Here is a 15,443-nt window from a genome sequence, read left to right as displayed (position 1 = left end):
CAAATGGAGCTTAGCCGAGTATTTCCCGCGTTATTTGGCTACGGGAAGCGTCACGACGGCAAGCGTCCCTTCATTCGGCTTGCTGGACAGCGTTAGCATACCGCCATGAGCTTGTATTATCTTAAAGCAAACCGTCAACCCGAGTCCCGTACCGCTTTGCTTGGTCGTATAGAATGGCTCGCCAAGACGAGCGATTACTTCCTCCGGAATGCCCACGCCTTGATCCTGTACTTCGATCACGACATGCCCCGAGTTATCTTCCCGCGCGCGGACGTCAAGCATGCCGCCTCCCGGCATCGCTTCTATCGCGTTTTTCATCAGATTAATGAGCACTTGTTTGATCTGATTAACGTCGCACATGACGTTAGGCAACTGCCCATCGTCCTCCACTTGGATCGTCACGTTCGTAATAATCGCTTGCGATTGCATGATCGGGACAATATCCCCGAGCATCCGCGACATGTCGCACGGAACGAGCCGCTGCCATTGATTGGGCTTGGAGAGGAGCACGAACTCCCCGACGATATAATTGATCCGCTCCAGCTCCGTCAGCATCATCTCGTAGTAATTGCGATTGCGATCCGCGCTCTTGTGCAGCAGCTGGGTGAATCCCTTAAGCGCCGTAAGCGGGTTGCGTATTTCGTGGGCTACGCCTGCCGCCAACTGGCCGATTACCGATAGCTTCTCCGAACGAATGAGCCGTTGCTCGGATAATTTGCTGTCCGTGACGTCAAGCAGCGTTCCGGATATCGCCGGTTCTCCGCGATGATAGGCCGAAGAAGCCTGAAGCTCCAAATAGATGTCCTCTCCCGCTCGATTTTTCGCGGTTACGCCGAAGCGCACGGAATGGTCATAGCTGCCGCAAGCGAAAAATTCCTTCCCTAATCGCTCGCGATCCGCGGTTACGATATAGTCCGCCAAAGGCTTGCCTAACATTTCCCCGATCTCGCAGCCGAATATTCTCTCGGCGTGACGATTGACGTACACCAGCCGGCCTTCTTGTTCGATGAATACCCCGATCAACGAATTTTCGACTAGATTACGATAATTCATCCCCGTTTGTTGCAGCGCTACGTCAGCGGATTCTAATTCCTTGATGCCGATCGATAGGCGCACGGTCAGCAGCACGATCGTCACGATAGCGCCTACGGTAACCGGCGAGAACTTCCCTAGCATGCTAATGATCGCGATTAGCGCAATGCTGACCAGAATGGTCGTCGCATACCGTTGAATGAACCGCGATGTTCCCGAAGCAGGTATTTTCCGACGAGGACGCGGCTTTCTTCTCGTTTCGGCCAATGCCGCAAACCCGATTAACATCGAGCCTATGAACCAACTCATATCGGATATCCATGACCACGCGCTTCCGGCCTCCGTGCTCGGCAACAAATACAGATAGGTCGTATTGCCGATTTGCCTTACTAGAAAGCCTGCGATCAGCAGGAGATCGGCAGGCAAAGACAACGCCCTTCGGCCGTTCAATCCTAGAAAAATGAGCAACAGCAAAATAACGACATTAAACGAAGAATTAAGCAGGCTGAACCAGACGATCCCGCCGTAGAAATTATGCTCCGACAATAGCGGTTCGATCTGCAGCTCCCAATACAAAGTAGCCGCCGCCGTCGAGTACAGAACAATATCCAACGGAAAGCCCAGGGAAAAGCGCTGCGTCCGTATCCGATGATTATACTGAACGTAAAGCGCCATGACGAAGAAAATATACTGCGTATCCCATAGCGTTTCGGGTATGCCGATGAAATCCGGCTCCGAGTTTCTAGCGATGATCCCGTACGTCCATCCGAGCTGAGCAGCTGTATGGACGAGCATTCCGTAGCCGTAATACTTCAAGAACAACTTTTCTTTATTGGATGTACGGTAAGCAAGCAGCAACGTAACGGTCGCGTACATCGCTCCCGCGGTTTGAAGGATATTGCTCGATACAAGTCCGCTGAATAACGTTTTGTGCCATGTACCCGGCCAGAGGAAATAAGCCGCAAGCAATACGAGTCCGATGAATAACAAAATAAGGGGGGCTCTGCTTTTTCTAGGCACGATCTCATTCTCTCCCGCCGTGACGAACATTCGCGAATAACTTCTTAAGTTATACACATTCCATTACAACTCTATAAATCCTTCATGTTATTAAATAAATTTCGGTATAATAGGTATAATAGGTATATACATGTAATATGAAATCCATAGCCACGCAGGAGGAGCAATCATGAACGATCAGAAGCCTTATGCAATCAACACTTTAGTCGACGGATACACCCTATACGAGTTGTCGGACGAGGCGACGCAATCCCGGGTGCTCGTATGCCCCGAGCGGGGAGCGATCGTCATTAGCTGTCAGTTGCACGGGCAAGAGCTGTTCTACCTAGACCGGGATACGTTCTTGAATCCACAAGCGAATATTCGGGGAGGCAATCCCGTGCTATTCCCGATCTGCGGGCAGCTGATCGACGGTCAATACGAATGGAACGGCAGCACCTATAAGATGAAAAATCACGGGGTCGCGCGCGTGAATGCCTGGGAAGTCGTCGAGACGGGTACGGATGACGGTGCCTATGTGACGCTGTCTTTGCGCAACAACGAGGTGACGCTTGCTTCGTATCCCTTCGCGTTCGAATTGCGATTTACCTATCGGCTCAAGGACGGCCAACTTAGCATCAAGCAGCATTACGCGAACTTGTCGAACGAGCCAATGCCGATGGTCGCCGGGTTCCACCCTTACTTCGCCACGCATAGCAAAAATCTCGCCTACGAGACGGACGCGACTCGGTTGCTCGACTACAACGATCATGCGGAAAAACCGTTCAACGGCACGTTCGATTTGAACGGGTTGGTAGAATCGGTGGCGCTCCTCGACGCAAAGCAACCGGAAATCGCTTTTCCGCTTAACGACGAAGGCGGACGCGTACGTCTGCGTTACAGCGAGGCGTTCCGCTATGCCGTGCTATGGTCCGTCGAGGGCAAGCCGTTCGTCTGCGTCGAACCGTGGACCGCGCTTAACGAAGCGCTCAACGATAAAGAAGGCTTGATACTGATCGAGCCGGGACAGACGCTCCCCCTGCAGATGACGATTGGTTATGAGCGGAATTAACCGATAAAGATGACAAACCCCACGAGACTCGCGTTATTAGCGCAATCCCGTGGGGTTTGTCATGTCATGCCGGTATTAGAAGCCCATGTCCTCGTCGATGTACCATTTGCCTTCGACTTTGACAAGATCGAAAGAATCTTCCTCGGTTTGCTTCTCGCCGTCTTCCGAGTATGTAACCTCGTAATCGACGGTCGCGGTATCGTCGTCGATGTCCGTGTCCAATATTTTATAGCTTTTCAAAGAACCGCTACCGAAGTTATCTTCCATCTCGTCGATAATATCGTTAAGTTCGTCTTTGTCGGGATTACCCAGCGAATCATCGGATATGAGCTTCACCAACGCTTTGCCGTCTTTCGCTTTCACGGCTTCCATGAAGCTCTCGACGGTGCTCTTCGGCGAGGATTGGCTTCCGCCGCTACCGCTAAAATAGAAAATCAGCCCGCCCACGATGATGACCAGACCGGCCGCGATCAGGCCCATCGTCTGCTTGGACATTTGGCGCGGTTGATTCGGCTGATAGAAAGGTTGACCTTGTTGCTGCCCGTACGGTTGTTGCTGCACGAGAGGTTGTTGTCCATAAGGTTGTGCCGGTTGCTGATATTGCGCAGGTGTCGCCGCTTGCGGTTGTTGCGCTATGCTCGCTCCACATTTCGTGCAAAATTTAGCGTTAGCTTCATGCTGATTGCCGCAATGGTTACAGAACATCGTCGAATTCCCTCCGAAATTAGGGTATTATTTCCTATAACTATACACATTTTTCGGAGTTTCAGATAGCTTTTATAATAATTTAATGTCGTATCCATCTCAGTAAACCCCCGTTCTTTTCTCGTTGCTGCTGTAGGATGACGCCGAATAACGAAGTAAAGCTAATCCGGCTACGATATAGATAAACGCTCTAACATAGGCCTCAAGACCGAGCGATTTGAACGGAAATAACGTCATGAAAGCATAAGCCCACATCGCGAACGGCAGCAGTCTGACGTCCCTTGACACCAAAGTAAGCCAGAAGCCTACGAAAAAGGAGTAATACGCGATCAAGTAGAGCGGAAAATCATAAAAGAAATCATGCAACGTATCGTAACTGGAAAGGGATACGCTCTCGTATAACAGCTTTTTCAAGAGCAGGACGCCTACCCCCATGTATAACAGGTGCAAATGAATAGGCATCAAAGCCCGAGCGAACGGCACCTGATATAACCACGCTCTCAATTCTCGGATCACGGCCGCAAATTGTCGCATGCAAACGCCTCCCTTTGTTTGTACATTTGGCTTGCTACATATATACAACGAATCTGCGTTCGACATGCACGATAATAATAAGCCCGCATGAGACAAATCTCGCAGGCTTGTACGCGAATAACGGCAATGGGTGATGGACTAGTCTGTCGGTAGGTTCCAATGCTTTCAAGGATTTAACATTCCATTGACAATCTGGGCTCGATGTTGTAATATAACTATTTGTAGAAGATGTAACCCCAGAATTTTTCCTCTTTGGGCAATATTCCTCCGTTTACCCAACACACACAATCCTTAAGATTACGGCTGCTGGAAGGAAACACGAATTCTCACTGGCGCGGCCTAGGAGCCGCAATGACGATGGAGAGGTAGGGCTATCGTTGTGTTCGTGAAGGTGAATTCAGGAAGAATCGCGCGGTTGCGCTTCAATATTAGACCCCCGACAGACTTAGTCTGCGGGGGTCGTCCAATTTATACGGATAAATGAAAAGATCCCCTTCGGTAACCCGAAGGGGATTGTTGTTGCGGATTCGTTTAGCCCACCATCATATGAAGATCGGCTTGGCCTTTTTCGGTACCCTCGGCTACTTTTGGTTTCTTGAGCATGAGACCAAGAACGCCTCCTAAGATAGCTACGAAAACCAAGATAAAGAACGTATATCCGAACGCATCCGTGTAGTTAGATAACGAAGGTTTCGTGCCTTGCGGCTGATCCGCCATGATGTTGCTGAACCTCGTGGAGTAAATGGTCATCAGCACCGCAACAGCGAACGCCATCATAACTTGTTGCGCGGCGTTAGTAAGCGAAGTAACGCGACCTACCAGGTTTTGCGGCGAGGATTGAATCAGATGATTATTAAGCGGCATCATGAACAGCCCCATACCTGCGCCGAGCATCGCCAGCGGAATCATAACCATAATGATCTCGTCTCCAGCTGAAAGGCGGGAGAGCATCAACGCGGACATCATGGTAATCGCCATACCTGCAACCACGAGAGGACGAGCCCCGAAGCGGTCGGACAATTTACCGCCGATCGGCATGAACACGCCGGATGCGATCGCCTGAGGCAGCATGATAAGACCTGTCTCCAGCGGCGAATATTGCAATGCGCGTTGCAAGTAAAGAGGGACTAGGAACATCGTGCCGAACATCGCGATCTGCGATACCCATTGCACAATAATGCCTTTGGTGAAGTTGCCGGAACCGAAGACGCGAAGCTCGAGTAGCGGATTCTTCGCCCTGAATTCCGTAATGACGAAGAGAATCAATGCGACAACGCCTAAGCCGATTCCAACGAGCGTATTCGTATTCATCCATTTGGATTCGCCGGTCACAATATCAACGCCACCAACGGATACGCCGTATACGAGAGCCGCGAAGGCAAGCGGTGCAAGAATCATGCCAAGCAGATCAAGCGCGGCAACCGATTGACGCTTAATGTTCGGCAACGTACGAATGCCAAGGACTACGCCGATGATCCCGATCGGAATATTCACGAGGAAAATCCATTGCCAGCTCGCATGCTCGACGAAAGCGCCGGCGATAACCGGACCCAATGCAGGTGCCAACAGGATCGGAATCCCCATCATACCCATGACGACGCCTACTTTACTAGGCGGCGATAACCGATAGATGAACGCCATTGCGATCGGTAATACGACGCCTCCTCCGAGGCCTTGGATAATGCGGAACGTAATTAACAACTCGATACTGTTCGATAGCGCGCACAAAAAGGAACCGACCGTGAACATCGCAACGGAGATCAGGAAAATTTGTTTCGCTCCGAACTTGTCGGAGAGCCATCCGGCCAACGGGATAACCGCTGCTTGCGCTAGCGCGTATCCTGTAACGGTCCATTGGACGACCGAGTAGTCGGTCAGCTTGAACTCGACCATAAGCTTTTCAAGAGCGACGTTAACAGCCGTACCATCCAGGATAACCATGAAAATACCGACAATGATTGCCACAAGAGGCGCTATGATGCTCTTAAACGAGAATTCAGCCTCTGTTGATGCGGGTGTTGATACAGACGACATATTAAACCTCCTATCCATAATGAGAACTTTCCGAAATGCTGCCTCTCTGGTCTACAGATTGACCGCTATAACCCTACGCGGTACAATAACGACATGCGGGCGCTATTTTCGGTAGTCCTTTAACTATACCGGACAATTGTCCGTTTAACCACGATGTTACCGTACAGTCGTTCGAGTGTCAATACGAACAGACCGATATATTTAAGCGAAAGAGGTGACGACATGTCCGTACGACGCGAACGCAAAGACGCGATCGAGCACCGCAGGCTCATCCTGCAAACCGCTCAATCTCTGTTCGACGAGCATGGCGTTCATAGCGTGAGCATGCACCAGATCGCCAAGACCGCTGGCATCGGCCAAGCGACCTTATACCGTCGCTATGCCCATAAAGGCGACTTGTGCGCGGAGCTTATGGAAGACTATTGCCAGCAGCTAATCGAGAACATTACGGCTTACTTGCAAATTAACGTTAAGCTTTCCCCTGCCGAAAGACTCGGCGGAATTATTAGTGCTTGGATCGACGCGCTCGAAGAGAAATCCGAGATGATCGTCACGATGGAAGCAAGAATGGATTGCGACGACCCCCGAGGAAATTTCTTTCATTCCGACATGTACTTGACCATCCGAAGTCAGATTGCGGAATTGTTGTCCGAGATGATCGGACCGAACCCTCCGACTCCGATCGATACGACGTTAACGGCCCACGCCCTCATCTGCTCGATGGCGCCTCCGGGCTACTTCCACCTCAAGCATGAGATGGCCTATACGCGGGAGCAGATCAAGCAAAGCTACCTTCATATGTGCCAACTAACCGCTCAGCGAAGCTGAGCATACAAACAACAGCCCGTCATACCGGAGTCTCGACTCCGGTATGACGGGCTGTTTGTTGTTGCGATCTTTATGCGCCGAAGGTGCTTCTTTGACGTTGACGCTCTCTCGTTGGCTTGAGCGAACGCTCGAGCAAAACGATAAGCGGAACGACAAGCTCGACGAGCAAAAATCCTGCGAGCGCGTCCATGATGACGTGTTGCTTAACGAACAAAGTGGACATAATAATCGTAGAGGACATCGCCGTAATTAGCGTCAAATTCCATTTGTTGCGGAACGAACTCGTCCATACCATCCGCATCACCATGTAGCTGGAGAAGCAGTGAATGCTAGGGAAGCAGTTGTACGGCTGATCCCGGTTATAAATAAACCGCACGAGCTCCGAGAAAGGATCTGTCCCGGTCACGACCGGACGCGGAACCGTCGTCTGGAATACCGAGTAGATCAGGTAGCAGATCAATGCGCATACGATATAAGTCAGCAGCGCACGGTAGTAGACGCTAGCTTCCTTAAAGAAGAAATAAATTAGGCAGACGTAAATATAGAAGATCCATACGGAATAAGGAAGCGCGAAAAATTTAACGAACGGAATCGCGACGTCGACGGAAGTTAACAGCTTAGACACTTGCTGGTTAGCGACAGGACCGTTAGTCCAAGCGTACATCATGCCCAAGAACGGGAACACGAGCATCGACAAGAGCGGTGCGTACTTTTTCCAATCGATCGATTGCAATTTCAAATTCAAATCCTTACCCCCTTGATTCTATCGCTCTATTAATCATGATTAGGCAGATGGCCGACGTAACTATCCGATAAATTCAATAACTCCAACGCACGATTATACTCATCTTCCGTCGAATCGGCGCCCGTCGGTTGCTTACCGTCGAACGGATAGACGGAACCGTCCTTGTAATCGTGTCCCGGCACGAAAATACCGTTATTGTTGACGAACGAGCCGGAAGGCAAGTAGTAACGCTCCGGAAGCAAGTTTGTCGTATTGTTCAGCAAATCTTGTCCGAAGTGAATGTGATCTTTAAGCGAGATGCCGAGCAAATTCGCGACCGTCGGGAAAATATCGACCTGTCCGCCCGTCTGTGGCATCACCTTCGGCTCCGTTACGCCTGGAGCGATGATGAACAGCGGAATATTGAGCATCTCGGAGAAATTATAAGGCCGGTTATAAATTTCTTCCATCAAATTTTTCTCGTGATGGTCTAGCGTATACAGCGGCAAACCGAGATGGTCGCCGTAAATCAAGAATACGGTGTTGTCCCACAAGCCGTTCTGCTTCAGCTTATCGATGAATTTGCCGAGCGCGTAGTCGGTGTAATTCTGCGCTTCGATATAATCGCCGACAAGCGTATTTTGGTAGCGCTCCGGAAGCTTAAACCGGATTTTGCGCTCGGGAATGTCGAACGGGTGATGGGACGACATCGTGATCAATTGCGCGTAGAATGGCTTGCCGTTCTGACTCATTTTAAGCAACTCATCGGCCGTCTTGTCGTACAGTACTTCGTCGGACGAGCCGAAGAAGACGAGATCGTCATCGCCGAAGAACGACTTATCGTAATATTTATCGAAGCCTAAAGCCTTGTATAACTCTTTGCGATTCCAAAATTGCACGTCGTTCGTATGGAATGTCGCCGTCTGATAACCGTTATCCTTGAGCACCTTCGGCATGCTCGGCAAAGCCACTCCGCCGTAATCTTGCGACGCCGCGCCGTGCTGCGGAATGTAGAACGACGTATTCACGACGAACTCCGCGTCAGACGTATTGCCTTGGCCGACTTGTTGGTAGAAATGAGGGAAATAGAAGTGATCCTTCATGAGCTGGTTCAAGTTCGGCGTAATTTCTTGCCCGTCGATCTTCGCGTTCAACAGGAAGTTCTGGAACGCTTCAAGTTGAATGATGACGACGTTCTTGCCTTTGGCCTGTCCCCAGTAAGCAGGAACAGCCGGGTCTTCGACCTTTTTAAGGTTAGCGATCGCTTCCGCCGTCACGTTGCTCGGATCTTCGAGCTCTTCGTTCGCGCTGGCGATAACCGCGTTGACTTCGTAATTCAAAAAGCCCATATTCTCGGCTTGGTTCAGCTCGTTAATGCTGTCGCGATGCGTCCACACGTTGGCGATGCTGACCGCGAGGGCCACTCCGAATATAGCGGAGAACACGACCTTCGATTCCCGAACCGCAAGCGATTTACCCCAACCGCGGAATTTCCGGTTGAACAGAAGCAATAAGGACACGACGATATCGGTAAAGATGAACAGGAAGTACGGATGTAGCAAGGACATGACGCTGCCTCTTACCTCTGTAACTTGGCCTGCTTGTTGAAGCGCATGGTACGTGACGATGACTCCGAAATATTTGAAATACATAATGACCGCGAAATAAATCGTCGTCACCAGCAGGTTAACCGTCAAATAGACGCCGAATTTCTTCTGCGGACCGTACCATTCGATCAACGCGAACAGCACCCAGACGGACGGAAGATCGGTGATAAGCGGCAACCATAACGGACTATGATCGAATATGACGAATTTGGCCAAATAGATTTTAAACAACATTAATATAGTGAAAAAAACGAACGGTTTGGATAACCAGTCTCCAACTCGCGTTTCCCGTAATCGTTGCATTCGATGCACCTCCGTAACCTCAATCATTATAGCTGAACGGCATGTCGTATTAAAGTAAATCTCGCAGGAAACTCCTCTAAAGGTTGGCTAAAGAAAACGCTGTCGCGTATAATGCAAGCAAGCATCCGTATATTTGGAAAGGAGTAACATCCATGGCTATCCGCTATTCTAGAGACTATGACCGAATACTGGACGATTTGTCCAACGCCCTGTCTACCGTTCCGCAATTTTACGAGGCGTTCGAAATGGAAGAAAGCGACTGGAACAGCCTGTCCAAAGACGAACGCGACGTGTGCATCCGCACGCTCGCCGATGATTTATTTTACGTCCTCGGCTCCGAGCCGTCCACAGACGTTGGTCTAGGCAAAGCCGAATACGACGCAAGCCACGGCGTTATCAAAGTAACCGCCGACGCTTCTCTCGTTCACGTCGTCCCCTTGCGCGAGTAGCCCGCGCGGATTTTCCCGACCTGCGTGCCCAGGTATAGCAAGAACAGCATCAGCACGCCGCCGATTCCGAGGATGGACCAATTAACCGACATGTCCATCTCGGTCAGGATCAGGTAAATACCTAGTCCGACGACGGAAATAGCGTTCTCCACGAAATTCTGAACCGCGATCGTCCTTCCGGAGCCGATGGCGGTTTTTCCTTCTTCTTGAAGCATTGTATTAAGCGGAATAAGGAATATGCCGCCCATAACGCCCGTAATAAGAAGCAACGACACGGTCAACACTACATGATGAGTAAAGCTGGCCGCCAAAACCGAGACGACCATGACGATCCCATAGAAATACGCGCGATACAGCTTGCCTTCCGGCACGAGCTTCTGGATCAAAAACGCGCTTACCACGACGCCGAAGGCTGTCGCTCCTATTATCATCGATTGCTGGTCCGTGTCCTCGATACCCAAGTTGATCGGAAGCCATGCGATAAGCGCAATGCGCAGCACGGCCGCGGTGACCCAGAACGCGCTCGTTCCGAGCAAAGAGAACCGTCCGCGCGGATTCCGGAACAATCGCGATAGATCCTCGAAGAACTGTCCCGCGGCATGCCGGTAGTTAATGTTCGGATTGCCGCGTTTCGCCGGGATGAGCATCGTCATCGCTAAGGAAAGCAAATAAATGAACAGACAGACGAGAATAGCCGGCAAGTCCGAATGCACCGCGAGCAATCCTCCGGCAACGGTTCCCGTCAGGATCGCGAAGATCGTCGACCCCTCCACCCACGCGTTCGCACGAAGCAATTCCCCTTCTTTGCGCGTCAATTCCGTCAGTATTCCATATTTCCCAGGGGAGTACACGACCGCGCCGATTCCGACGAAGAAGTAACAGAGCACCGGCGGCACGCCGAATAACAAGAGGAAGATCCCCGTCGCTTTGAGCACGTTGCCGAGCAACAGAACGAGCGATTTCGCTTTTTTGTCCGCGAATGCTCCGACCAACGGTGCAAGCAGCACGTACGCGCATAAGATCGCCATCTGAATGTAAGTGACTACGCCGTCCGGATTGTCCACGCCTTGCCTTTTGACCATTCCGACCACGAGAAAGAAATTCAAGTTATCCGAGAATGCGCTCAGGAACTGCGTAAGCACGACCATGTTCAATGGCGATAGTTTGTTTCTAAATCCTTGCAGCAAAACGATGCCCCCGCCTTCCATTGAGTCTACAAGTTTATCGTCCGATCATGTTCGTCCGCACATATTATACTCCTTACATGAGACTTCGTCCCTAGTTCTTTTACCATTTTACCGAACCTTTATGTGGCACTTATGTGACATCCGCGCATTGACAATCGTCCGGTATAGAGCTATTGTTATTGAATTGAATTTGATAATGATTCTCATTGTTGAAGCTGGGCGGGATTATAGTGGACTTAACCTTCATGGAGAAGTATTGTCATATATCGACTCACGGCGCGGAGAACCCAGTGTATTCCGTTTCCGTCGCCGATTTAATGGATCCTGCGATCATGCGGGACCTTCTGGAACGCGGCGGCGCGCTTGTCAAAGCGATCGGCATGGAGCTTGCCGTATCTTTCATAGGTTTGGCCGCATTCGGATTACCCTCGACGAAGCAACTGATGATGTCCCAATATAACCGCGTTCTCGATCTCTCCCCGTCTAACGTAACCGTGCAGTTGGTCATGCACAACGATTATGCGCAGGTCGTCTTCAAACTGCACGAGCTTAAATGGACGGAGCTCCCCGAAACGCCTTGCGAGCGGAACGCAGCCGTCATCGCGGAATGGGAGCGTTACTTCCGCCTCGAATTCAACCCGTTGATCGAGCGGATCGCTTCCGCGGGCGGAATGAAGCCGGATCTCATCTGGAATCAATTCGGCACGCGAATCGCGTTCATGATGGATTCCATCAGGGAAAACACGCCTCAGGGACCGAAGCTGCAACGGATCGAAGAAGATTTCGCGTTACTCGCCGGACTTCCTCCTAAAACCTTCAACCGTAGGCGCAAAAATCCTTTCGACCATACGCCCGTATACGTCGATAGTCCGTATAAGCCGGGCACGCAGACCATGATTCGCTCCGCTTGCTGCATGTATTATCGCCGAGAGAACGGCGTTAAATGCTACAACTGCCCGATTCTGAAGGAATCGGAACGCGCGGAGAGAAAAGCGGAGATCGAAGCGCTATTAGCCCGTCAAGCCTAGTAAATTCAGCCAATTAGACCTCGATTCCCCGTTTTTATGCAATCGTTAAGCTCGGAAAATCAGACGATCCTGAAGCAGGACTATCGCTACTTCGACTTCAAGCCGGTGACGGTCGGTTACTGGGCGAAGCCTTATATCGACGTCGCGAGCGATCTGCACTTCTTGAATAAGAGCCGTTATAGCGACTTCCAGAGCGATATGACGTGGGAAAACGTAGCGGAGATCGTCTATTACACGCTGGAGGAAACGGAGTTTCTGGAGGACTCGGCGTTCAGCGAGCAAACGGCGCAAGCTTACGGCGACTTGCAAAGCGCGACGGAGCGCGAGCAGAAATTCATCGCTGAGGCGCTCGTCAAAGGCATTATGCAAGGCTACCCGAACGGCTACATCGGCGTCGGCGATAAAGTAACGCGCGCCGAAGCGCTTGCCGTGCTTAATAGGCTCACGGATAAAACGAAGCGCATTAAGGTAGCCGCTCCCAAAGGAAGCTTGCAGTTGTCGCTCCCTACGGAGGGCGGAGGACAGAAGACGGTTATATTCCCGGATCAACGCATGCGCGACGTGTATGACGTCTTGAAGCAAGCGGGGCAGTTGCGCGGAACGAACCAAGACTTGCTTGCTTGAGACGAAGCTTCGCTTGTTCAAGGACAAGACGGAGATGGACGGAGTGCTGGGGTAGCAGACAGGAACGTCTAAGCCGACCGAGGAAACGACGTTATGGCTTGACCCGCAGTACGACACTTACGGGATCACGATCCATCTGCGCGACGGCACGCTCGCCTGCAACCAGGAAGCGATCGATCTGTTCTCTAACTTCCTGTTCGGCTACGATGCTTCGACTTTCCGCAAGCTGCTTGCCGACACGACTTCGAAGGTGTCCGCCGGCACGAAAGTCGGCTCCTCTCAAGTAGTGATCGGTGGCGATTCGGTAGAAGTTATCGTCGATTCGTCGACGAAGACGGTTATCTTCTCGATTGCCAAGAAGCAAACGTAACGCAAAAGCGGGACCCGGTAGAACGATCTTCTACCTGGGTCCCGCCTTTGCGTTCTATGGGAAAAGCGGCGTTATGCGAACCTTCGGCACGTGGCTACGGAGTGCGGATTTCCGGACGAGAAGCTGTTCCGACGGTGTTACGGGATGACTCCCGGCGAATATCGGCGCAGTCGGTAACGGATCGGACAAAACCGATTGACAGCATGCATTGAGAACGATTATCGTTATTAATAGAGAAAATGGAAAAAACAAGGAGCGTTCTCATGCTTTCATTCGATCCTACCCTATTAATAAGCCGTCACAAGTTTTTGTTCGAAGCACCTGATAACAGCGCGAATATCTATTCGTTCGACGGCGATGATCGCGCACTGCAAATTGCGGATCTCGTAACCCGGTTCGCCATGGCGCTAGGAACGACGGATTTAAGGACGGCGGGCGCTATCTTCTTCAAACGGTATTGTCCGATCTTCGCTGGTGCCGTCTATGCATGGCTCCATCATCGCTGGGCGCTGGACGTCTCGTACGTTAATATGAAGGTCACGTTGACCGGCAATAACGTCAAGTTCCATTTGCTCGGCACATCTCAGGTGGCAGGCATTGAATCTCTCTCTAGCGATGAAGAGAAAGACGAGGCCTACATGCGCCATCTGTTCCAAGACCACGCCAGTCCGCTCGTCGCCGCGGTCTCCGCTCATACGGGCATTTCCCAACCCGCCCTCTGGCACACGATCGCCTACTCCATCTCCTATTGGCGGCAAGAGTGGTTAGCGGAATCCGAGACCGAGCTATTGAACGAACGCATCGAACAATGGTTCCGATACGCGACGAGCCGTTCGACCCCATCTTGGCTTCCCGACAAAAGAATCAACCCGATTTCCTGCGAATTCCGTGCCCTGGACGACCCCCTGCAAGAGGGGCATAAAATATTGATCCGTAAAGCCTGCTGCATGAATTACAAGCTGCCTGGCGAGGAACCGCACTATTGCTATACTTGTCCTCTTATTTCCGATGAACAGCGAATGGAACAATACTTGGAAGCTCATTAATCGTGGACACAACAACAAAGCGGCTTGCCTCGGCAAGCCGCTTTGTTGTGTCTAGGCTAACGTTCTTCCGTTACCATAAGGTATGCACATCGGCGTTCCGAATAAAGGGTCGGGAATAATGCGGGACTTCATATGGAATACGGCTTCGATCATGCTTGCGGTAACTACGTCCTCTGGCGGACCTTCCGCGAACACCTTGTTATCTTGGATGGCAACGATACGATGCGCATAACGACAGGCTAAGTTAATATCGTGCAGCACCATGACGATCGTACGTTGCTCTCGCGCATTAAGCTCGAACAGCAAGTCCAGCACCTCGATCTGATGCGTCAGATCCAAATACGTCGTAGGTTCGTCCAACAGCACGATGTCCGTCCCCTGCGCCAATATCATCGCGATCCAAGCGCGTTGCCGCTGACCTCCCGACAGAGAGTCTACCGTACGTTCGGCAAGCTCCGTCAATCCGGTCGTCTCCAGCGCGAGCTTCACGAATCGCTCATCCTCTTTGGACCATTGCTGAAGCCAAGTCTGATAAGGATACCTTCCTTGTTTGACGAGCTGAAGCACGGTAAGTCCTTCCGGAGCCGTCGGTCCTTGCGGCAGCAAGGCCATTCGCTTGGCTACTTCCTTAGTCGGCAGCGTTGCGATGCTATCGCCTTCCAGCAGTACGTTACCCCGCTGCGGCTTAAGCAACCGGGCCATCGTTCGGAGCAGCGTCGACTTGCCGCAGCCGTTGCTGCCGATCAGCGCGGTGACCTTCCCTTTGTCGATCGATAGGTTTAAATCTTGAAAAATATATTGATCTCCGTAAGAGACCGATAATTCGCGAGTTTCCAAGGCGTGCAACCGGCTCAACTCCTTCATTTATCCTCGATTTTAATGCGGTTCCCACTTGCTGTCA

General features: G+C 51.3%; 14 protein-coding genes. 6 read left to right on the top strand and 8 right to left on the bottom strand.

All coding sequences use genetic code 11. The annotated features are described in order from the left end of the window. Positions 1-30: 30 nt before the first annotated feature. On the bottom strand, positions 31-2,052 hold the full coding sequence (locus tag ACFPQ4_RS04855; protein WP_378110646.1) for an ATP-binding protein: 2,022 nt from the start codon (positions 2,050-2,052) through the stop codon (positions 31-33). 169 nt (positions 2,053-2,221) lie between these two features. On the opposite strand from ACFPQ4_RS04855, the gene ACFPQ4_RS04850 reads away from it, so the two are divergent. After that, complete coding sequence (locus tag ACFPQ4_RS04850; protein WP_378110645.1) at positions 2,222-3,103, top strand: aldose epimerase family protein; 882 nt, start codon at positions 2,222-2,224, stop codon at positions 3,101-3,103. A 75-nt stretch (positions 3,104-3,178) separates the two neighbouring features. On the opposite strand, the gene ACFPQ4_RS04845 is transcribed toward ACFPQ4_RS04850, so the two are convergent. The 3 genes from ACFPQ4_RS04845 to ACFPQ4_RS04835 all read right to left on the bottom strand — a co-directional run bounded on the left by ACFPQ4_RS04845 (position 3,179) and on the right by ACFPQ4_RS04835 (position 6,376). After that, positions 3,179-3,808 (bottom strand): Rv0361 family membrane protein, encoded by a 630-nt coding sequence (locus tag ACFPQ4_RS04845; protein WP_378110644.1) that lies wholly within the window; start codon positions 3,806-3,808, stop codon positions 3,179-3,181. A 99-nt stretch (positions 3,809-3,907) separates the two neighbouring features. Continuing rightward, positions 3,908-4,342, bottom strand: a complete 435-nt coding sequence (locus ACFPQ4_RS04840; protein WP_378110643.1) for a hypothetical protein — start codon at positions 4,340-4,342, stop codon at positions 3,908-3,910. Between the two features lie 531 nt (positions 4,343-4,873). After that, positions 4,874-6,376 carry a DHA2 family efflux MFS transporter permease subunit gene (locus tag ACFPQ4_RS04835; RefSeq protein WP_378110642.1) on the bottom strand — a complete coding sequence of 501 codons (1,503 nt, stop codon included), beginning with the start codon at positions 6,374-6,376 and terminating at the stop codon, positions 4,874-4,876. A 222-nt stretch (positions 6,377-6,598) separates the two neighbouring features. Between ACFPQ4_RS04835 and ACFPQ4_RS04830 the strand changes: the two genes are divergently transcribed. Beyond that, the gene (locus tag ACFPQ4_RS04830) at positions 6,599-7,204 is read left to right on the top strand and encodes a TetR/AcrR family transcriptional regulator (RefSeq protein ID WP_378110641.1); all 606 of its coding nucleotides are present in this window, start codon (positions 6,599-6,601) and stop codon (positions 7,202-7,204) included. 70 nt (positions 7,205-7,274) lie between these two features. On the opposite strand, the gene ACFPQ4_RS04825 is transcribed toward ACFPQ4_RS04830, so the two are convergent. Further along, positions 7,275-7,949, bottom strand: a complete 675-nt coding sequence (locus ACFPQ4_RS04825; RefSeq protein WP_378110640.1) for a phosphatase PAP2 family protein — start codon at positions 7,947-7,949, stop codon at positions 7,275-7,277. Positions 7,950-7,978: 29 nt separating this feature from the next. After that, complete coding sequence (locus ACFPQ4_RS04820) at positions 7,979-9,838, bottom strand: LTA synthase family protein (RefSeq protein WP_378110639.1); 1,860 nt, start codon at positions 9,836-9,838, stop codon at positions 7,979-7,981. Between the two features lie 152 nt (positions 9,839-9,990). Here ACFPQ4_RS04820 and ACFPQ4_RS04815 point away from each other — a divergent pair, with 152 nt between their 5' ends. Beyond that, positions 9,991-10,287 carry a hypothetical protein gene (locus tag ACFPQ4_RS04815; RefSeq protein WP_378110638.1) on the top strand — a complete coding sequence of 99 codons (297 nt, stop codon included), beginning with the start codon at positions 9,991-9,993 and terminating at the stop codon, positions 10,285-10,287. Here ACFPQ4_RS04815 and lplT read toward each other — a convergent pair. Then, positions 10,263-11,474 carry a lysophospholipid transporter LplT gene (lplT, locus tag ACFPQ4_RS04810; RefSeq protein ID WP_378110637.1) on the bottom strand — a complete coding sequence of 404 codons (1,212 nt, stop codon included), beginning with the start codon at positions 11,472-11,474 and terminating at the stop codon, positions 10,263-10,265. The two genes, ACFPQ4_RS04815 and lplT, sit on opposite strands and share 25 nt — an antisense overlap. 230 nt (positions 11,475-11,704) lie before the next feature. Between lplT and ACFPQ4_RS04805 the strand changes: the two genes are divergently transcribed. From ACFPQ4_RS04805 to ACFPQ4_RS04795, 3 genes are all read left to right on the top strand, one after another. Then, the gene (locus ACFPQ4_RS04805) at positions 11,705-12,502 is read left to right on the top strand and encodes a (2Fe-2S)-binding protein (protein WP_378110636.1); all 798 of its coding nucleotides are present in this window, start codon (positions 11,705-11,707) and stop codon (positions 12,500-12,502) included. A gap of 36 nt (positions 12,503-12,538) precedes the next feature. After that, a complete protein-coding gene (locus ACFPQ4_RS04800) occupies positions 12,539-13,126 on the top strand; it encodes an S-layer homology domain-containing protein (RefSeq protein WP_378110634.1) in 588 nt (195 codons plus the stop codon). Between the two features lie 633 nt (positions 13,127-13,759). Beyond that, positions 13,760-14,542: an IucA/IucC family C-terminal-domain containing protein gene (locus ACFPQ4_RS04795; protein WP_378110633.1), complete on the top strand. Its 783-nt coding sequence runs from the start codon at positions 13,760-13,762 to the stop codon at positions 14,540-14,542. A gap of 51 nt (positions 14,543-14,593) precedes the next feature. On the opposite strand, the gene ACFPQ4_RS04790 is transcribed toward ACFPQ4_RS04795, so the two are convergent. Further along, complete coding sequence (locus ACFPQ4_RS04790) at positions 14,594-15,388, bottom strand: ABC transporter ATP-binding protein (protein WP_378110632.1); 795 nt, start codon at positions 15,386-15,388, stop codon at positions 14,594-14,596. Between the last annotated feature and the right edge of the window lie 55 nt (positions 15,389-15,443).

The organism is Cohnella yongneupensis (genome assembly GCF_042655785.1).
Taxonomy (GTDB): Bacteria; Bacillota; Bacilli; order Paenibacillales; family Paenibacillaceae; genus Cohnella; species Cohnella yongneupensis.
The sequence above is the reverse complement of the archived record's forward strand: the minus strand, read 5'-3'. Positions and strand labels throughout refer to the sequence as shown.